At 58.9% G+C, this 20,185-nt stretch carries 16 protein-coding genes; 10 read left to right on the forward strand and 6 right to left on the reverse strand.

Annotation, left to right across the window (positions count from 1 at the left end; genetic code table 11):
- Positions 1–181: 181 nt before the first annotated feature.
- From IPM61_09365 to IPM61_09405, 9 genes are all read left to right on the forward strand, one after another.
- Positions 182–1,531, forward strand: coding sequence for a T9SS type A sorting domain-containing protein (locus tag IPM61_09365; GenBank protein ID MBK8911521.1), 1,350 nt, complete (start codon positions 182–184; stop codon positions 1,529–1,531).
- A 107-nt stretch (positions 1,532–1,638) separates the two neighbouring features.
- Positions 1,639–2,073 (forward strand): thioesterase, encoded by a 435-nt coding sequence (locus IPM61_09370; protein MBK8911522.1) that lies wholly within the window; start codon positions 1,639–1,641, stop codon positions 2,071–2,073.
- 8 nt (positions 2,074–2,081) lie between these two features.
- Complete coding sequence (locus IPM61_09375; protein ID MBK8911523.1) at positions 2,082–2,396, forward strand: hypothetical protein; 315 nt, start codon at positions 2,082–2,084, stop codon at positions 2,394–2,396.
- A 522-nt stretch (positions 2,397–2,918) separates the two neighbouring features.
- Complete coding sequence (locus IPM61_09380) at positions 2,919–3,143, forward strand: hypothetical protein (protein ID MBK8911524.1); 225 nt, start codon at positions 2,919–2,921, stop codon at positions 3,141–3,143.
- 138 nt (positions 3,144–3,281) lie between these two features.
- Positions 3,282–6,806 carry an AAA family ATPase gene (locus IPM61_09385; protein ID MBK8911525.1) on the forward strand — a complete coding sequence of 1,175 codons (3,525 nt, stop codon included), beginning with the start codon at positions 3,282–3,284 and terminating at the stop codon, positions 6,804–6,806.
- Positions 6,807–6,919: 113 nt separating this feature from the next.
- Positions 6,920–7,498: a hypothetical protein gene (locus tag IPM61_09390; GenBank protein ID MBK8911526.1), complete on the forward strand. Its 579-nt coding sequence runs from the start codon at positions 6,920–6,922 to the stop codon at positions 7,496–7,498.
- Between the two features lie 95 nt (positions 7,499–7,593).
- Entirely contained in the window at positions 7,594–8,703 is a 1,110-nt protein-coding gene (locus IPM61_09395; protein ID MBK8911527.1) for a hypothetical protein, read from the forward strand.
- A 132-nt stretch (positions 8,704–8,835) separates the two neighbouring features.
- On the forward strand, positions 8,836–9,597 hold the full coding sequence (locus tag IPM61_09400; GenBank protein ID MBK8911528.1) for a nucleotidyltransferase family protein: 762 nt from the start codon (positions 8,836–8,838) through the stop codon (positions 9,595–9,597).
- A 40-nt stretch (positions 9,598–9,637) separates the two neighbouring features.
- On the forward strand, positions 9,638–10,372 hold the full coding sequence (locus IPM61_09405; GenBank protein MBK8911529.1) for a hypothetical protein: 735 nt from the start codon (positions 9,638–9,640) through the stop codon (positions 10,370–10,372).
- Positions 10,373–10,506: 134 nt separating this feature from the next.
- On the opposite strand, the gene IPM61_09410 is transcribed toward IPM61_09405, so the two are convergent.
- Positions 10,507–11,052 carry a hypothetical protein gene (locus IPM61_09410; GenBank protein MBK8911530.1) on the reverse strand — a complete coding sequence of 182 codons (546 nt, stop codon included), beginning with the start codon at positions 11,050–11,052 and terminating at the stop codon, positions 10,507–10,509.
- Positions 11,053–11,334: 282 nt separating this feature from the next.
- Positions 11,335–11,847, reverse strand: a complete 513-nt coding sequence (locus tag IPM61_09415; GenBank protein MBK8911531.1) for a hypothetical protein — start codon at positions 11,845–11,847, stop codon at positions 11,335–11,337.
- A 285-nt stretch (positions 11,848–12,132) separates the two neighbouring features.
- On the opposite strand from IPM61_09415, the gene IPM61_09420 reads away from it, so the two are divergent.
- Positions 12,133–15,444 carry an AAA family ATPase gene (locus IPM61_09420; protein MBK8911532.1) on the forward strand — a complete coding sequence of 1,104 codons (3,312 nt, stop codon included), beginning with the start codon at positions 12,133–12,135 and terminating at the stop codon, positions 15,442–15,444.
- On the opposite strand, the gene IPM61_09425 is transcribed toward IPM61_09420, so the two are convergent.
- The 4 genes from IPM61_09425 to ispG all read right to left on the reverse strand — a co-directional run bounded on the left by IPM61_09425 (position 15,441) and on the right by ispG (position 20,106).
- On the reverse strand, positions 15,441–16,280 hold the full coding sequence (locus IPM61_09425; protein MBK8911533.1) for a GNAT family N-acetyltransferase: 840 nt from the start codon (positions 16,278–16,280) through the stop codon (positions 15,441–15,443). The two genes, IPM61_09420 and IPM61_09425, sit on opposite strands and share 4 nt — an antisense overlap.
- Positions 16,281–16,341: 61 nt before the next feature.
- A complete protein-coding gene (locus tag IPM61_09430) occupies positions 16,342–16,902 on the reverse strand; it encodes a hypothetical protein (protein MBK8911534.1) in 561 nt (186 codons plus the stop codon).
- Positions 16,903–17,153: 251 nt separating this feature from the next.
- Positions 17,154–18,836 carry a LuxR family transcriptional regulator gene (locus IPM61_09435; protein ID MBK8911535.1) on the reverse strand — a complete coding sequence of 561 codons (1,683 nt, stop codon included), beginning with the start codon at positions 18,834–18,836 and terminating at the stop codon, positions 17,154–17,156.
- A 118-nt stretch (positions 18,837–18,954) separates the two neighbouring features.
- A complete protein-coding gene (gene ispG, locus IPM61_09440; GenBank protein MBK8911536.1) occupies positions 18,955–20,106 on the reverse strand; it encodes a flavodoxin-dependent (E)-4-hydroxy-3-methylbut-2-enyl-diphosphate synthase in 1,152 nt (383 codons plus the stop codon).
- Between the last annotated feature and the right edge of the window lie 79 nt (positions 20,107–20,185).

Below are 20,185 nucleotides of genomic sequence, written 5' to 3' on the forward strand. Positions count from 1 at the left end.
TGAAGTGAATTGCAAAATGCCAAAACGCTTGATTGCGCTGCAAAATCCACAGATTAAAAACCTGTGACCAATCCTGATAAAGATCGAGGCTGATATTGAGTAATTGAGCACCTTGCCCCAATTCCCGACACTTTGGAATGTGTCTTTTCAATCATAATCTCAATAACTAGACCACAAAACCATGAAACACCCTTCCTTCTCTATCGGCCAATTAATAGCGGTGGCTTTTCTCTGCGTGCTTCCAGCGTATGCTCAAACCGATTGGAAAATTGTTGATTCTGTATTTGGTAGAAACTACTCCGATTTATCATGTGCATCAAATGACGATTGTATGTTTGTCGGTTCTATACAAGATGATTTTGCAAACTATAATTTTCGCTCAATAGTTCACCACACAACCGATGGTGGAAAAAGTTGGCAGATTGTTTTGCGGGATTCTGTACAATGGCCGCCGAACCCTCATCTACCACTGGAGTACCACTTTATTGCCCATCCAACCACAAACCTTTGTATTGTTGCTGCCGACAGCGGAGCAATTATGCGGTCGGATGATGCAGGGAAAACGTGGGATAGAATCAACATGGCAGATTCTACAAGGAAATTTGTTGAAATAGATATGCCTACGGAAGAATTTGGAGTGATAGCTCAATTGCCACGAAGCATATTCCTAACAGTAGATCAAGGGCTGACGTGGAAAAAACTTGTTATGCCAGATACTGTTGATGATTTAGTTATCAGTGATGTTGCTTCGCCTAAGCCGGGCATAATTATCGCTAAATACAGTAATGCACCTCAAATAATTCTTACGGTAATTAGTTACGACTCTGGGCAAACTTGGCAAGTATATCCTGGGACCTTAGATGCAGGAAGATTTTATTTCTACAATGAGCTGAAAGGGTGGGCTTGTGGTATTCAGCTTGATTCTGCCACCAGTATTCAGGGGGAAGATGTGATCTATGGCACCACGGATGGTGGTAAAACATGGAAAGAGCAGCTGAGAAAAAGGATACAGCCGAATTATGGAATCTATGACTTCGATTTTCTTGACGAAGAAAATGGGATAGCCGTTGGAGCCGGTGGAAAAATTCTGCGCACCACCAATGGCGGAGAAGAATGGGTGCAAGAAACAATTCCAATACCAATAGCTCAATTCCCCAGCCTTGTTGGTGTTCATTTTAAATCGCCGAATAAAGCCTTAACCGCCACATGGACCGGGATTATTCTGGAGTGGCAGCCAGGGGTTGCTTCTGCCGAAGAAGAATATCGGGTATCCTCGTCGGTGCAACTCTCACCGAACCCTGCCTGCAACCAACTGACTGTTAGCGTAGAATTGCCGCAGGAAACATTGATGGAGGCTGCATTGTATGACGTGATAGGGCAGAAAGTCTGCACGATTGCCCAACCCCACTATGGTAGCGCAGGCAGGCACACAATTTCCGCTTCGGTTGCGGAGTTGCCGGCTGGGGTGTATTATTGCCAACTGCTTCTTGGGAGCCAGAAGATTATTCGGCCACTGGTGATTGCCCGATAGATCAACGAAGCATCAGCCCGGAGAAATCCGGGCTGATGTTGCATGGAGTTTGCGGGTGTTGTTTGGCACTTCCACCCGTATCTCCCTCTCCCCGTATATTCGCCGCCATGCGTGAAATTCCTTTGGGATACCAGTTTACCATGCGGGTGCGTGTCACCGGCGCAATGACCGCCACGTTCTTTGGTTCCACAATCCACCGGGTCTATGCCACCTTTGCCTTGATTGAGCACGCCGAGTATGCCTCGCGCCAAGCAATCCTCCCGTTCCTCGATCCGGAAGATGATGCCGTTGGCGCGGCGGTGACGGTGGAGCATTCCGCCCCGGCAATTGTTGGCGACGTGGTGACCGTCACCGCAACCGTTGCCCAGGTTGAGGGGCGCACCATCCTTTGCCGGTTTGCCGTGGCCAACGGGGACCAACTGCTGGCCACCGGAACCCAAACCCAACGAGTGGTCGGCAAGGCGCGGCTGAAGCAGAAAATCGCGGAGTTATACCAGCGAAGCGAGGGGAGAGAAGATGCGGCAGAAGCGGACACTCCATAACCACCACCTTGCTCACAGAACCAGTGCCCATTCTTACCATCATCTTGCTTTGCATCGCTGCGGTGCTTCCTGTCCTTGGGTTTATCCTGATGCTCGGCTTTGCCCGCAAAGGGGAGACGCTTCCCGAACGCCGCTGGCGAAAACGTCACGGGCTGCTGTTTTGGGTGCTGATCCCGGCACTGCTTGGGGCTGGCATCGTGCTTGGCATCCTTGAGTTCCTGCCCGATCTCTCCACCAAACTTTCTGTCCTGCTGCTGGGGGTTACGACGGCAACGGGAATGGCACTCCAACGGCGGCATGAGGAGAAGAGGGGAGGGGTGTAGATGTGCCCTCAAGCCACGCACGGCTTCTCAAAAAATTCTCCCGAAGCATTCCCCGGCCATCCCGAGGAAGGCGGGGTAGCGGCCCCGATCTTTATCGGGGCCGAGTCAGATGCCGCCGAAGGCTAAAGACCTTTTATCAATCCCGACGGATGTCGGGGCGGCTACCTCTCCGTCAGCTGCTCTGGCGTTGCTTGTGGAGGAAGTCACGGAGAGGGGGTTGGAGGGTGAGGTTGAGTAGGGGCGGGCGGAGGGGGCAAGTTGGCTTCCTCTATCTCTCCCCCCCATTTAAGAACCTTTTAGGAACATGGATGATGTTGGATCCAAGCTGAAAATCGGCGCTTGAACGAAGCCTGCCAGCATGGGTGAAGTTGGGCGGCTCGGGAAGAAAATCCTCTTCCGGCTGGAATCCTGCTAACGGATGGAACCAGCAACCCGTTACCAACTATCGCCCAATGCTGATGCTTTGATGTTGCAGCCGATTCCTGCCAAACTATGCTAACCGTCCACGAACCGATGACCACGATGAAACGCTTCTCCCGCTGTGTTGGCTGCGGAGCCGTCAACGATGCCAATTCCCCCCTCTGTTACCTTTGCGGAAGCACCTCGCTGCTAACAACCTGCCCGCTGTGCGATGCCCCTTTGGACAACCCATTGCACACCATCTGCCCATCCTGCGGCATGGCCTATGCCCGCTCCATTTGCTTGCGTCGGCCACACAATCTTCCAGGAACTTCATCGCAAGGGTAGCAAGGGAATCGTGGCAATGGGCGGTCCGCCATTTCCGATCGCCCAGTCCACGGGCCGCCACCTTTCCGAACGACCGATTCTCCCACGATTCCTTCCCTTCCTCAATCCATTTTTTTCTCGTTTCTTTCCGGCGTGATGATGTCGCCTAAAATTCGAGAGTTTATCAACCGGGGCATTATGCCGCTGGTGGGGCGCGAGCGCGAGCAGCGCACCCTGCTGGATGCATTTGCCATGTTGCTGGAGGGGGAACCGCGCGCAATCTGGATGACAGGAATTGCCGGCGTTGGCAAAAGCCGATTGCTGGATGAACTGAAACACCACGCCCGCGACCACGCCGCGCGCGCCCTTGTGGTTCATGCAAAATGGTACGAAGGGGAGGCCGTGGAGCTTGGCCCGCTTAGCAACGCGCTTGAGGTTCTTCGCCCCGCGATTGCTGCCCCCCTTGCTGCCCGCATCTACCGCGATGGAGCAATCGCCACCGTTGACGCTGCCGTGGAAGCGGTGCAGATTGCCTCGCGCCGGTATCCCGTGGTGATGATTCTGGATGATCTTCACTATCTGAGCGGATCGTCCGAATTGATCCGCTTTGTGGGGGCGTTGGAGGAAATCCCACTGCTGCTGGTGGTGACAACACGCCCGGTGGAAAACCCTGCGCTTCGGGCGTTCCGTTCGGCGTTGGTGGGGTCGCTGCCGCCGATGGAGTTAGAGCTTGGCTCCCTTGATGGGGCCGCGATTGCCGAGGCCTCCGTCGCGCTGTTTGGCCAGGCCCCACCCGCCGAAATGCTTGGCCAGCTGGCGGATCTTTCCGGAGGATTGCCCCTTGCCTTGCGTGAGGTTTTTCGGGAGCTGATGGCTGCCGACCACATCGCCCAATCCCCCAACGGCGACGCTTGGGGCTGGCAGACCCCTTTCCTCCCCGATGAAGAACTCCGCCAAATTGGCGATCGCGTCCACGGTTTTTCTGGCAGGCTTGCTTCGCTTCCCCCGCACGAGCGGGCGATGCTGGTGCTGGCGGCCTCGTTGGGCGAGCAGTTCAACCGCGAACTGCTGCGCCAGCTTGCCGAACGCACCGTTGGTTGGGATGACCATGATTTCGAGCGGCTGATTCTGGGGGGATTCATTGCCGTGGCCACCCCCTCCATCCGTATCGGCGCGCAGGAAACTGAGGGGCGCGTCTGCTACGCCTTCCAGCACACCCTTCTTTGGAAAGCCGCTGCCGCGCTCAATCCCCCAGGGCTTCCATCCCCGGGGGACATTGCAACTGCAACGCTTTCCATCCTGACCACCGGAGCCGGAGAATTGTACGGCGTGCTGCCGTTGGAGGGGGCGCACGTTGGGGGATTTGGCGAAGAAGAGCTTCGGCGGTTGTTCCATTGGCTGGTGGCGGTAGGGCGGAAGCTCTCCCCAATCTATGCCGAAACCTACGTCGCGCTTTGCCGGGCCGTGCTGGAACCGTGTCGGATTCCAGAGGTGGCCAGCCGGGCCGAACAGCGGATGGCGGAAGAATATCTGGCCGCGCTTTCGGCCTACGGCGAGCGGCTGTACGTCACCGGCGCGCGCGAGCCGCTGCAGGAGGTTGCCGCCCAGATTGCGGGGATGCTGGACCGGATGAAATCGAATCCCCCCGCCACCGCCCCCGAACGGGTTGTTCGGTTGGATGCTGCCGTGGTCGTTTGGCGCGATGCCATGTTGGCCGGGGACCCCAGCCGCGCCAAAGGATTCTTGGATGAACTGCTGACGGTGCTTCCCCCCCCGTCCCAACAAACCGACCGCGAGCTTCGTGGCGCTGCCGAGGCGATTCGGCTGCTGGCCAGCTACTCCTTTGCTCGTGGTGAGTTCGCGGAAATGTCCGCCATGACCGCACCCTACATCGCCGAGCTGGACCGCGTCCGCCCCGAAACCCTGAACGCCCTGATGAAGGTCCTGCTGTACGCCATGATGGGAGCGCGGCGAATGGAAGAAGCGTGGCAGATGGTGGAGGCCGGGCTGCGGCTCCGTCGCGAGGCGGATTTGTTCACCGAGTATGAGTTGCTGTTGCACGCGGCCAACTACTGGCAGCGGGTGGGCCAGCTTCAGAAAGTGCGCCAGCACGCCACCGAGCTGCGCGCCCTTGTGGACCGGTTCCCGGCCTACCGGAATCTTAGCACCAACTACTTCCACCTTCCCTACGTTGCCGCTGCAAACGGGGAGGTGGAGGAGCTTGAGCGGCTGGAAACCGCGTTCACGGCCACGCCCCCGCCGGCCCGTTCATCGGTGGTGCAAACCGCCATTGCCCAGATTAAATTTCTGGATGCTTGGAGCCTTCTGGGAATGGCCAGCCGAGCATTGGCCACGGCGGGGAAACTTCAGCTTTCGTTGCTTTCGCCGTTGCAGCAGCTGCAGGTGACCGAGAAGGTGGTCCGCGCCCACATTGATGCCGGCAACGCTCCGGCGGCAAGCCAAGCCGTGCAGGCGTTGAACGATTTGGCCGAGCAAGTTGGCGGCGATTACTCCACCCCCAACACCATCTCATGGCAACGCCTGCTGACGCTTCGGGTGCTGGCCGAAGGGATTGGCCAGAAGGAGCCAGAGCGATTGCGCGGAATGATTATGGAGATGGAGGCCCAGCAGATTGAAGATGGAGATGCCTTCCGGGCGGCGCAGATAGTGCTGCGCGCTGCCGAGCAAGTGCCGGAACGGAAGCGGGAGTTTAACGAAGCCGGATACCATGCCATTGAGCTTGCCGCCGCGCGTGCAAAAACCGAACAAGCAACTGGGCTGGCCCATTACCAGTTGGATCGCCTATCCGAGCTGCTTCCAAAAACCCGGTTGGCAAAATTCCGCCAGTTGATTGGCCCCGATCCCCGGTCCACCGCGCAGCAGGAAGAGCCGGAGCGGGGAAGCGAGGCGGCCCCGCCAGCAGCCGGGCTGGTTGCCGGTCCGATTTTGCGAACCTTCGGGGCGCTGCGAATCGAGGGGGCGGGGGAGACCTCCGCAAAAATTGAATCCAAAACCCGGACGATGGTGGCGGTCCTGGTGACGGCCCGAATGGGGGGGACCCGCTCAATCGGCGAGCTTACCCGCGACCGCCTGGCCGATCTTCTCTGGCCCGATATGTCGCTGGAACGGGCGGTGAACAACCTTCACGTCACCCTTAGCTATGCTCGGCGATTTTTGGGTGGGGCTTCCACAATTTTGCAGCAGGATGGAGTTTATCTGCTTGGCGACGATGTGCTGATTGATGCCGTCGAGTTTCGGGAGTGCATCGTGAAAGGGAACCGATTGTATGCCGAAGGGGTGTACTTTGGGGCAGCCGTGGCCTACCGCCGGGCGATTGATTTCGCTTCGGCAGATTTTCTGGAGGGGATGTACGCCGAATGGATTGACACCATGCGCGAGACCCTGCGCGGCGAGCTGGCAACGGCTCTTGAGCGGCTGATTGCCATCGAGCTTGATCGGGAAAATTTCGTGGCGGTCCCTGCCTTGGCCGAACGCCTGCTGACGCTTGATGATCTTCACGACGGAGCCTACGAGGCGTTGATCCGCTCGGCGGCGGCGCGTGGTGCACGCCGCGAGGCCTTCAGTTATTTCCAACGCTACGAAGCCGCGTTGGACACCTACGGAGCCGGCCCCACCCGCCGAATCACCGAACTGATGAATAAAGTCCGCGCCGGAGACTCTTGAAATCAGGAAAGCCGAGTGCCGTTTTTTTGCCCGATGTGGCGGTTTTAAGCATCTTCTAAGAATAAGCGATAGCATGATGCCTGTTCATCAATCTGTCCAAAAGGGAAACAAGCATGACCAGCAAGAATCATAGACTATTTCAGCAGAAAATCTTCCTTCAATGGGGGATTGTGGGGGTGATCCTGTTTGTGGCGGGTGGGGCTATTTGCCACGGGCAGGGGCTTCAGGGGGAGACCGTCAACAACGGCGGGGGGGAGCAGTCGGGAACGTTCGGGCAACTTCAATCCTCAATCGGCGAGCCACTCTCCGGCGACAGCGTTGGCGTAACGCCGGACGAAACCGCATGGACCGGCTTCTGGCATATCAGCGTTGATGGCGGCACGGCGGGCGTTCGGGAGGAGTTCACCGTTGGCGGGGTGGGCGGTGCTGCCGCGCCAATCGCCGCCTATCCGATTCCGTTCCGCTCCCAACTGAACGTCACCGTGACGCTGAAGCGTGCGGCCACCATCCGCCTTGTTGTGTACGATGAGAACGGCAGCATGGTGGAGCAGTTGGCTTCCGGCCGCCGCGCCGCCGGAACCTTGCGTGCGCTTTGGGACCCTGAGCGCGTCAGTGCCGGAACATACTTCATCCGATTGGAGCTTGATGGGGTCCAGGTGGGAGTTCAGCAAGTGCAGAAAACGGAGAACTAAACACCGCAACGCCGCAGTTTCGCCGCGAAATTCGAATGGGGCAATCCCCCCGATGCACGCACAACAACCGACAAATGATTAACCCAATTATCCATATGAACACGCAACGACTTTTGGGATGCTGCACTTTTCTGCTGCTGGCGATTACGGTGGCAACGCAGGCGCAGACCCCGCGAACCATCAACTATCAGGGGCGGGCCAAGGACCAAGCTGGCTACTTGAACGGCACAAAGGCAATCACCCTGAAAATTTACGGGGAAGCGTCCGGCGGGGGGGCATTGTTCACCGAAACGCAATCGGTCAATTTCTCCAACGGGATTTACACGGTGGTGATTGGCGGCGCAACCCCGGGCGGAATTCCCGCCACGGTGGATTTCGGCAAACCCTACTGGTTGGGGGTGGCGATTGAGGGCTTCAACAACGGCCAAGAGATCACGCCACGGCTGCAATTCCATTCGGCAGCTTCCAGCATCCGCGCAATCGTTGCCGACACAGCAAACCGCGCTGCCAACGCAGTCAACGCCCAGCAAGCAGCGAAGTCCGCCACCGCCGATTTTGCCACCCAAGCCGATTCCGCCAACAAAGCTGCTGTTGCAACAACTGCCGATAGTGCCAGGGTTGCCCGGGAAGCCACAATCGCCAACGATCTGCGCGCCCCAGCCACCATCTCCGCCACCCCAAAGGATAGCGAACCGGTGCTAACCGTTGTCAGCTTGGAAGCAAAAACCGGCGTTGGCCTTGTTGCCGGCGGCGACCGCTACGCGATTATCAGCAGCGGGGTGGACAGCACCCGCGAACATTACGTTGCCGGCGGCAGTGCCGGCGCAACTGGCACGCCAGCCGCTGGCGGATACTACCGCGACAACGCCCCAATCGCCTGGGGCTTGGTGGATGCCGACGGGGCAATCCTCAGCGATTTTGGGATACTTCGCGTCAACGCTGCCGGGACAGGGATTTACGAGGTGACGCTCAACAACTCCGTCAGCACCGTTCCGGTAAAAGGTGGGGTTGTTCCGGCGATGTCCGTTGCCATTTCTATCGAGGCGCAGCAGGGGGAGACACAGCCGATGGTTGCCTCCTGGTCGTTCAAGCCAAAATCAGGGGGGACAGGGGTTGAGACCAACGTGATTGTGGTGCTGATTCGGACTGTTCAAGGGGAACAGCTGAACCGCCGATTTGCCCTGCAAGTGTTCGGAAGGCCGTAGCACAACGGCCGCAGCCACAAGCTACCGGGGAGGAACGCCGGCAATGGCGATTCTCCCCGTTTCTGCTCTCTCTCTCTCCATCTCAATTCTTCGTTCTATCCATCCATCATTTCTTTTTCCGCTTTGGATGCCATGATCCTTGCGGCGGGGCTTGGAACCCGCCTTCGCCCGATTACCGACACCATCCCCAAAGCCTTGATCCCCGTTGGCGGCGTGCCGATGCTGGAGCGGGTTGCGCGGCGGCTGATTGCTGCCGGGGCCACACGGCTGGTTGTGAACGTCCACCACCATGCTGGCCAGATTGAAACGTTCCTGCGGGAACGTCATGGTTTTGGGGTTCATGTGTCAATCTCGGACGAATCGGATGGGGTGCTGGAAACCGGAGGCGGGCTTCTTCATGCTGCCCCATTCTTCCGGCGCGACGCTCCATTCTTCCTGCATACTGCCGACGTTTTAAGCGATTGCGACCTGCGGGGCGTGTACCGCTTCCACCAGGAACAGCAGGGGGGGGCGTTGGCCACGCTGGTGGTGAATAACCGCCCGGCAACCCGCTACTTCCTGTTCGATGACGACGGCCTTTGCGGGCATGGAAACGATGCAACCGGAGTTGTGCGCCACGCCCGGGAACCCATCGGCCAGCTACGGGCCATGAGTTTTTGTGGCATTCACGTCATCGCTCCCCGTATTTTTGAGCTGATTACCGAGCGGGGGAAATTCTCCATCGTGGACCTCTATCTTCGGCTTGCCGCCGACGGCCACCGGTTGCTCCCATACGATAGCAGCGGAAGCCTTTGGATAGATATCGGGAAGCCGGAACAGCTGCAACGCGCCGAAGCAATGGTTGCCGCAGCAACCCCAAACGCAGCCGCAGGCTCAAGCGAAGAAAACAGCTAAAGAAGCCGAAAAGAAAAAGCCGAAAAAAGCTACTTGGAAGATGCCTCTCACAATTGATTCCGAAAGTCCTGTTCGCAAGCAAACGCCCCGGTGGTTCATCGTTGGGGCAATGCTTGCTGCGTTGATTGCCGTTCCCATGCTTCTTCCTGGTTGCGGCGATGATACCGTTGCCCCAATCGCCCCAGCAATTCCGGTGGGAAGCTGGATCAGCGATCAACAGTTCACGCTTGGCGCCCACCGCATGCTCCGCACCCGGTTGGATATCCGCTCCCAAACCTCTGCAACGCGGACCGACTCACTCTTCACCCGGCAAGGAAGCGATTGGATGTTCGACTCGCTCACGGTGGCGGATCTCCAATTCCAGGGCGTTGCCGATGGCTACCAGCGGACCCTGGAAATCTGGCATCCTGCCGGGGCACCTGCCGACACCACGCTGAGTTATTGGTATCTGTTCCGCCGTGGCGACTCCCTGTTCCACTACGTCGGGATGCGGTTTGCGGGGGGGAACCCGGGGCTGCAAGGGGTCTGGAGCAACGAACCTGCCGACACCGCGCTTCTTGGCGGATGCCTCCGTTTGGTGTTTTCCGCCGATAGCGTGGCCATTTCCGATTGCGCCGAAAATCTTGCAACCCGTTCGGTCCATTCCTACCACGCCAACCGCGACACGTTGGTGATTGCCGGGCGGTCGTGGTACGGAACACGCTACGAGGTGGTGCCAGGCTGGTCCCTGTATGTCACCGGAAGAGCAACCGGAGGGTATCGGTTGGTGGAATAAAACATGGAGTAAAAAAAGCGGGCGGCATGATAGAGTATGATTGATGGAGCAACTGATGGAGCAGCAATAATGGAACGGGCGACCCACCAACTTGGTAGGCCGCCCGTTTGTTTTGCGGAGAATCAATCGCGGGGTTAGGAAGCAACGGAGACTTTCTGCGCTTGCTCCTTTGCAACATCGCCAAACTTCACGATGGTTTTGGCCATTTGCTCTGCCGAATTCATCTGCGGGTTCAGGCGGTGCATCATCATCAGGTTGCTGCCGTCCATCCGCATCGTCCCGACCGGGGAGCTGGTGTTGAACTCGGAGATTTGGCTCTCCACTTTTTGCTTTGCGTCGGCGGGCATTGCCTCAACGTTCGTCACCACGCCATTGATGTCCACTTCTTGGTCGCTCACGTGGCTGACAAACGCCACTTCTTTTCCCGACCCGGCATCAACCAGCGCGATTTTATCGCCACGCATTTCCGCTTTCCATCCCCCCGAAGCGTTGCATTCGTTTTGCAGGCTGGTGAACAGGGCCTGCATGGTGGCTTTTGCGTCTTTCATGTTGCCGGAAAGATTGTCGCCCGCTGCTGGCGTTGTGCCCGCGCCAAACATCCCCGATTTGTACAGCCCAAACCCGATTGCGCCGATAATCAGCACCGAGCCAAGGATTGTTAGAAGCCCTTTCTTGTTCATGGTCTTGCCTTCCTGTTTGTTGGTATGAGAGTTGTGTTGTATTGATGTTGGCCCAAAGTTCCCGTATCGTTGTTCCGTTCCGCAGGTTTTTCTGGTTCAGTTTTTCTGGTTCAGTTTCTCCTGTGGCCCTGTTCATCACCGACCTGAGGGCTGGCCTTGCAATTTTGCTGTTCGATTGTTGCTGTTCGGTTATTGCGTCGGCAAAGTTATGGGAAAAATCGTTGCAATGTTCATCGCTCGCCGATTCCTCCCCTTGCTCTCCCGCTGCTTTTTTCTGCTTGATTATGATTTTGCTGAGACATAGGCACCGATTGTCGCGGCGGCCAACATGATGCCGTGCTTCATCTCAATGCCTGCTCCACTTAGAAGGGCGATTGCTGCCACCATCCCAATTTTCACAATCCACCCCTGCAGCTGGCGGCCGAATCGGCGGCCAGTTGCGGTGGCAAACCACTGCCGGACCGCGTGGCTTGGGATGCGTGCGCCCATTGCCGAAATGATGCTGGGGCGTTCCCGCAAGGCCGCCCGCTCCTGGGCCAAAACCCCGCCGCGCCGCCGCGTGGCAACCGTCAACCCAACAAGCATTGCCGCCGTCAGCGCAGATCCCCAGTATGCTGCCGAAGGGATTGCAATCCCCACAATCAAGCAGCGTAGGCCAGTGCCGCACACCCTGCCAACCATGTAGCTAGCCAACTGCGCTGGTGTTGTGCCAACAACAAAGTCTGCGATCCGCCCCGAAACCCAGTTGTGCAGGGCGTTTGGTGATGTGGCGATTGGGCTAAGTATTCCGTTCATTGCTTGCTTCGGTTGTTGTGCCAGGTTGCTTTGTTGATTTCTTCTGATGCAACCATACGGAGCCTGCCCACCGAAGTCACTACGGATAAACTACGGGTCCCCCAAAACAGGCAACTCCCTGAAATAAACGAACAGGGGAAAGGCATCCCCTGTTAGCAACTTTCCGCAGGGCATGCGGGTTGTTTGCCGGAAGCGAATCTTTTCCGGCATCCCCTCGTTCGCGCCTTGCACACCTGTCGGATCCTTCAACGGTTCTTGCTCACGTTGTTCCCTCCTGTTTTCCCAATGGATGCACTCTCCAGTTTCCTAAACCACGGAACGCTCCCCTTCACTGGGCGTGGCGATCAGATTGAGCAATTGCTTGCCTTCTGGCGTTCCACCCCCGACCTCTATGCCATGCAAACCACCCTTGTTCTTGGCGAAGCTGGCGTTGGGAAAAGCCGGTTGATAGATGAACTTGGCCCCCAAGTGGCCCACAACGAAGGGATGCTGATCCGGCTGAAACTGATCCCGGGCGCAACCATCTCCTTTGCCAGCTTGATTGCCCGCGCAATCCGCGCCAACCCCACCGCCCGCCGGTTGCTGAAGGAACCAATCGCCGAATCGCAGGGGGAGACCGTGGCGGCACTGCACCGGCTTGCGCGGCTGCGCCCCACGTTGCTGGTGATCGAGGATATCCACCTCCTCTCCCGCGAATCTATCGAGGACCTGCGGCAGCTGCTGGATGGGTTGTCGGGGGAGTTTATCAAGATTATCCTGCTTGCACGCCCCGTTGCGTTCGAGGCTCGCGGACTGCTGGAACCCTACCTTACCCAAGAACTGCAACTGCGCGGAATGAACATCGAGGAGCTATCGGTGCTGTGGGAACGGCTCTTCCTTTCCAAGCCGGGGCCCGGGGTGATTGAGGCGTTGGCGGCGGTGACAATGGGGAATCCGCTGGCGGTTCGCTCGGCATTGCGGGGGGTGTTGCAGTCGCGGTTGCTGCTGCTGGATTCGTCGGGGTTACGTTGGGGGCCGGCAATCGGGATTGAGCAGTTTGCAGCACAGATGGAACGCTACGTGGGGACGCTATCGGAAGGGATGGGCGCGCATCTGGAGCCGGAGGAACTTCACGCCGCCAAGCAGCTGGCAACGCTTGGCGAAGCATTCGCCCGCGAGACCGCCACCGCGCTGATGCCAAGCGCGCCGCAAGTTCTGCCGATCCTTCTCCACAAAGGAATTCTTACCGCGACCTCGGCCCCGGCACCGCTTCCAGGCACCAGCGATGGGACGGCCATCTACACCTTCACCCACACCTTGCTTCACCGCCACTTGGTGGCAACCGCTGCGGCAACCAAGAACATTGATGGGGCGAGGCTTGCGGCAGTTGTGGCGGCACGCCTTCCCTTGTACTCCATCCTTCCGCTGGAATTATTGGCCGAGCATGGGACCGGCACGGCTTCCATCGCCACCGTGACCCAGGCGTTGGAGCAGCTGACATCCATGGTAATTCCCTTGGCCGAAGGAACGGCTTGGAGGTTTGCCACCCCGGTGCTTCGCGCCGCAAACAGCTTGTTCAGATCGCGGGAACATGGCATGGAGGATGCCGAACAACGGAAGTGGCGGATACTGCTGCAAGGGCTTCAGCTTTCGGTCTATTATGCCGCCAGCGATTACGACAGCGTCCATGCCGAGATTGGCCAGTACCTGCGGCTAACCGAGCCAACCGACACCCCCACGGTTGCCTTGCAACGCTTCCACGGACTCTCCATGTTGATGACGACGGAGATTTACCGAACAAGCCAATTCCCAGAAGAAGTCTGGGGTGAATTGCAAGGGCTGCAAGCGGCATTCCCCGAAATCGAAACAACCCCAGAGTACGTCCAGAACCTGACGAACATCCTTGGCGTGGTGATGTTGGTCCTGAACGATTACACACTGCTGCGGGAGTTGGAGCCACGGCTGGAGGAACTGCGCCAACTTCCCGACACCCCCCAGGCCGTGCGCCGGCAGCTGTTAATTGGAATCGCCCCCTATCTGCTGACCCTGTACGACACCAATGAACAACTTCAGCAGCGGCTGGCGTTGGCAAAGGAGCTGGAGCAGATTGCCGATGAAAACTGGCTGACGATTGTCAGCGGCCTTGTCCGCCTGTACGATGCCGCCGGATTGTACCACCAGATGAACGCCGAAATCGAGAAACGATCCCCCTGGGCGCGGCGGTTGGGGCAGATGAAATCGGAGCTGAGCTGGCGGTTCCGCAGCCTTATCAGCCAAGCGGCATTTGGGATGGACCCCCAACTGATTTTGGAGCAAGTGGAGGAGATGTTTGCCGATCATTTCGGCATGATGCCCACCAGCGTCCGCTACCAGCTAAGCGACCGGCTTGCGTTTGTTGGGCTGATGGTGGGGCAAGTGGAGTGGGCCGAGCAAGTGTTCCGCCGCTACAGCCACGGCGCGCCGGAGCCGTTGGAAATGGGGGTGCTGATACGAATCCACCACGGCAACCTGGACGAACTTCCCGAACAGCTTCCGGTGCGGGCTTATCGTGAGTTCGAACTGTTTGTGCGGGCGGCGTTGCTTCGCCACCCGGCCACGGAACCGGAGATGCTGCGGCTTGTTCAGCAGGTGCTGACCCCCGCGTTTTTGCACGCTGGCGAGCTGCTGGTTGTTCATGCCGCGCTTCAGCTAATCGAGGTTCGCATCCTTCCCCGACTGCGCGACCAAGCAATCATCGCCGCCATCCAAGAAGCAATGGAGCAAACCATCGTTGGAGTGATGTGGTGGATGCACGAACGGGGGCTGTTTGCTTTTATGAAGCCAATGGCCACACGCTACCGCCACCTGATGGCCGAACCTGCCGCTGCGGCATGGGACCAGCGCATCCAAGAGTTGGAAGAGGGGTATCAGTTGCAGCATGGCAATCGCGGCCAAGCGATTATCCAAATCAGCATGGTTGGGGAGATTTCGGTGCAGCAGCCAAACCGCGGACCCCAGCCGGTTCGCGGCGCGCGCAACCGCACGCTGCTGGCGTTGATGGTGGCCAACCAAATGCTTCGCCGACCGCTTACCTATGCGGAGTTCTGCGAGGTTGCAACCGGGGTGGAGAATGATGACGACTACGCCCAACGCCTAACCCGCATGGCAATCTCACGGCTGCGCGGGCTGATTGGGCGCAACGCGGTTCTCACCAAAACCGGAGCCCCGAGGCTGAACCCCGACATCGTTCAGGTGGATCTGCTGCAGGCCCAGCAGCACATTGACAACGCGCTGGCAGCAGCAAGCGAAATGGCCCTGTTCCGTGCCTGGTCCCTGATGATTGCCGCGCTGGAAATTGTGCGGGGCGAGGTCCCCTTCCCAACACAGTACGAACGGTTCTTCGAGGCCGCCCGCGATGACTTCGAGCACCGGCTGCGCTCGGCATTGCTTCATGTTGTGGAGCTTCTGTTGGAGGAGGATGACCTTCAGTATGCCGAAGAACTGCTGCGGCGGGCAATGCAAACCATGCCTGGTGACCCAGAGTTGTCGGACCTCCTCTCGAGCGTGTTGCTGAAGCAGAACCAGCGTGCCGAGGCCGAGCGGTTGCGGCTGGCGGCATTCCGCATGGCCGATGGTTAGCGCGGAACGGCAAGCAGATAATTACGCCGCAAATACGCCAGCCGAAACCCCGCGCGGGTCATGTTGCGGAAGGAAGGATTGGGGGGATGAAGCTCCCCACTTGTTTCGGCAACAAGGTGGCGGCAGCCCAACGCCACCGCATCGTTGATTCGCTGGGCAACCAGTGCCGATTGCCCTCCGCGCCCCCGGCAGCTGGGGAGTGTGGCAGCAATCCCGAACCAAGCGATCCCGTCGCGCACAAACATTGCGGCTGCGCCGATAGGGGCTTCATCATCGAACGCCAGATAGTGGAACCATCCGGCGCGGCCCACCGCCAAACAGATACCATCGGCCATGCCTTCCGACATTCCGAACCCTTCGCACACGATCCTCCCAAACAGCCTTGCCCGGTTCAGTTGGATTTGCCGAACTGTGAGCGTGGTGCTGGCCAAAGGGGGAAGGGGTGCCGGTGGGCGTAGCAGTTTTGCCCAGGCATCAAGCGGAACAAATCCCTGGTCAGCCAGCAGTTGCGGCAATCCCATTTGGTCGGCCAGCGGGTTGCTGTGAATCAGAAATTGCTGGGCACCGTGCTGGCGGTAGCAACCAATCACTTCCTGCACCAGCCGGGGCGTTACCGGTTCGGCAATTCCCAACCCAATCACCCTGTTGAACAGTGCAAGGCGCGTCCCCGGGGCAATCAGCAGAACGCTTCCGCCAACGCGCTCAACATGGATCTTCGGGGCACCGGGGCCCCCTCCATGGGCCGACCGCTGAAGGTCGGCCCATGCTTCTGCTTCGCCCATTTCAAGGGCGCACACCTCCCTTGTGGAGATGCCGGTTGTGGTTGTTCCATCCATCGTGAATCGGGCGTAACTGCATCGGTTGGTTCGCTTGCTTGTTGGATACTTCGCGCGTTGGTTAGCCCTTCTTCTTGAGCACAACCTTGAACAGCGATGCCGGCTTCCCCCCAATGCTGACGCTGCTGCTGATCCGAAGCTCGCGCGGGGTGGTGAACTCCGCAGTAATCTCCTCCACCATCGGCTGGCCATCCATCACTCCTTCGTATCGGAACTCCATCTGGGTGCTGCTGGTCCACCGCCCGCTGTGGTCGTGGGTTTCGCCAAAACAGGTGACGCTGAACAGGTGAAGTTGGTCGCGCCCGGCATCGTAGCCGAACAGATCGGTCTCGTTGTACGGCCCCATTCCGGGGATGGTCCCGCGCACGGTCGAGAGCAATCCCCACCCGCCTGATGTTGCCTTGTTGCTCATCGTTAGCTGGAAATCCAGCGTTTGCTCCCCCAGGGTAAGCGTTGCTTTCCCGGCCCATTCGCCGGACCCAATCCTAATCAAGCGTTGGATCTGTTCGGAGATTTTTGGCGGCTCCTGCTGCGCGTTGGCGTTGGCCAATGCCCCCAGGTGAAGCATGGTGGCGGCAGCGATGACGGCCGCTTTTTTCCAGATTGATGCTGTTGCAAACATTGTGATCCCTTTGGCTGATGAACGTTGTTGTTGCTGTTGATGATGCCGGCTTCTTTGCCGAAATCATGGATGCAAAACTACCCCGCCAGCGCCGCGGGGGAATCCGTGCCAGCACGTAATTGCAGCATTCGGGAACACGTAATTTTTGGCGGTGGTGGCGGTGTGTGTGGGGGGGGGGGGAGTAGCCAGATAAAAAATGGGGGGAAGGGAAGGCTGCGCCGATGGAAATTTCAACGGGAATCGCAGCGGGCTTATCCCTTCTTCCGCTCCCAGGCCCATGCGGTGGCAATGGCGCGGGCGGTGCGCCCGGTGGCTCCAATCTTCAGATAAATATTCGAGACGTGCCGCTCCACCGTGCGAATGCTGAGGAACAGCGTGGTGGCAATCTCTTCATTGCTTTTTCCGGCGGCGATCAGCATCAATATCTCGGTCTCGCGGCGCGTAAGATCATCCGAAGGTGAGGTGGTGCTGGTGAAAGTGGAGTTGGTGGAGGTGGAGCCATCCATGATTGCTGCTGCCCGCTTGGCCTGGCAAGCCGCGCCAAGCCGTTGGAAGGATTGCTGGGCGATGCTGGCTTCCTCGGCAGCGCGGGCAGCGTCGCCAAGCTGGCGCAGCAGCGAAGCAAGCTCAAGCCTGGTGCATCCGGCCTCGAACGGCATGGGGGTGCGGTCGTATAAATCAATCGCGTCTTCAAGGTGGAACTGTGCTTTGCGAAGGTCCCCGTTGGCGGCGGCAAACGCGCCATCGGCCGCGTGGATTGCTGCGTGCAATGGCGAGGTGTTCACGCGGTTGGCAATCTCGCGAATCTCTTCCAGCGTCTGCTTGGCTTCCTGCTGCAGCGCAAGGGCAAGCTGCACGCGAAGCAGCAGTTCCAACCCTAGCACACGCTCGGTCCGGTCGTTGGCGGGGATGCGGCGAAGGTGGCGTTCCACCAGCCCAAGCGCATTGCTGGGGTCCGCGTTCTCCAGCATGATGGCTGCGCGCCCCAGCATCGCAAGCGGGTGCGAGTGGGTTTCGGCAAACAGTGCTTCGGCCTCGGCAAATCTTCCTTGCCGCCGCCGCAGTTCGCCCAGCCGAACGGTGCAGGCGGCCACCTGCCCGGGGCGGCGTTCGCGCAGGATTGCCGCAGCGTTCAGCAGTTCTTGCTCGGCTTCCTCCCATCTCCCCTGGGTCATCAGGATGCTGGCGTACTGGGTTCGGCACGATCCAAAAAGGGAGGCCATCCGCCAGCGGCTGCTGAACTCCGAAATTCGGATGCACCACTGCGCGGCGCGGTCGTAATCGCGCACCCGTTCGCAGGCGGCAATCAGGTAGCAGCAGGTGTTCCCAATCGCGCTGATGTCCTCGGTTTCCCCTGCGATTGCAGCGGTGGTGGCTTCGTCCAGCAATCGCATCCCTTCAATCGGGTCCCCCTGGCTAACCAATGCCAGCCCGCGCAGTGCCAGCGCCATCATCTCAATATCTGGCGCATTGAATTCGCGCCCGTGGCGCAGCGCGCTGTCGGCGTGGAGCATCGCCTCGGCCGGGTTTTTCTGGATTAGCAAGGCCACGTGGGCTTGCAGCGTTGTCAGGAATCCGGCTTCGCGGCAGGGGCCACATTCTTCAATCGCCCGCAGTCCGCGCGATAGCCATCCGCTGGCAATGGCGAAGTCCCCGCGGAACTCACCATAATCGTTGGCCAGCATTCCGGCCAATCGCGCCATTCCCTGGTGGTTGTTGGCTTCGCGGTGCAAAAGGTAGGCCCGTTCGCGGGCCGCAAGCGTGGCGGTTTCGTCGTTCAAAAAGTAGCTGGCGGCGGCAAGCCCTTCCAACGCTTCGGTGGTTTCCTTGCTGGCGATTGCTGCCGCAAAGCAATCGGCGGCAACCTCCCATTTCCCTTCGGCAAGGGCACGGTTCCCAGCATCCAGAAGATTGGTGTAGTTGGCATCAATCATTGCTTGGCAGTACGAAGAATCACGCAGGATAGATGAAGGACGCAGCGAACATAAGAAAACCGCCAATGGAATGTTCCCGTTGGCGGTTGTTGTGTTGTCCAACTATTCCTTGTGGCGATTACCCTTCTGGCTGGAACTTCTCCACTTCCTCCAACACGGTGCTGACGATATCCTCTTCTTTGATCCGCCGCACCACCTCACCCTTGCGATAGAGTATCCCAACCCCTTTCCCCGCAGCAATCCCGATGTCCGCCTCCGATGCCTCGCCGGGGCCGTTCACCACGCAGCCAAGCAGTGCAATCTTCACCGGCTTCTTCACCCCTTTCAATGCCTCCTCCAACTGGCGGGTGACTTTGAACAGGTCAATCTCCAACCGGCCACAGGTTGGGCAGGCGATAATCTCCACCGCGCGCGAAGCAAGTCCAAGTGAGCGAAGGATTTCCTTCCCGGTCTCCACCTCTTTCTCCGGCTCGTCGGTTAGGGAGACGCGGATGGTGTCGCCGATTCCTTCGGCCAGCAGCGTCCCGATTCCCACGGCAGATTTGATGGTCCCGACGCGGGTTGTTCCGGCCTCGGTAACGCCCAGGTGAAGCGGGTAGTCGGTCCGCTCGGCAATCAGGCGGTAGGCCTCGATCATCAGCCGAACATCGGTGGATTTTACCGAGATGATAACGTCCTGGAACCCGAACTCCTCGCAGATTCCCGCGTGGCGCATCGCGCTTTCGAACAACGCTTCGGCGGTGGGGTAGCCATGTTTTTCCAGGATGTCGTTCTCCAACGATCCGCTGTTCACGCCGATTCGGATCGGGATGCCCCGCTCTTGCGCGGCCTTCAGCACCTGGTGGATTCGCTCGCGTGCGCCAATGTTTCCCGGGTTGATGCGGACCTTCGCCACCCCGGCCTCGATTGCCTTCAGCGCGAAGACGTGGTTGAAGTGGATGTCGGAAACAATGGGGACGTTCACGCCGCGGACAATCTCGCCAATGGCATTGGCCGCGTCCCAGTCGTTGACGGTGACGCGGACGATGTCAACGCCGGCTTCCTCGCATCGCTTAATCTGGGCGATGGTGGCCGCCGCGTCCCCGGTTTTTGTTTTCGTCATCGTTTGCACGCTGATCGGGGCGTTGCCACCAACCGGCACGCCAGCCAGCATCACCCGCCGCGATTGCCGGCGGCGGAATGGAGCGGTGGCAATCGGCTGCTGGTGCGCCGCAGCGTCGCCGTTCGCACCGCCGTTTTGGCCAACGATTGGAAGTTCAGGGATTGTCATATTCATTCGGTTGTAAAAGAAGTCGCTCGTTCTGCGGCGGCGGCGGTTGGTGGGGGAATGCCCTGCCGTCGCCATTGGT

The organism is Chlorobiota bacterium (assembly GCA_016710285.1).
Classification (GTDB): domain Bacteria; phylum Bacteroidota; class Ignavibacteria; order OLB7; family OLB7; genus OLB7.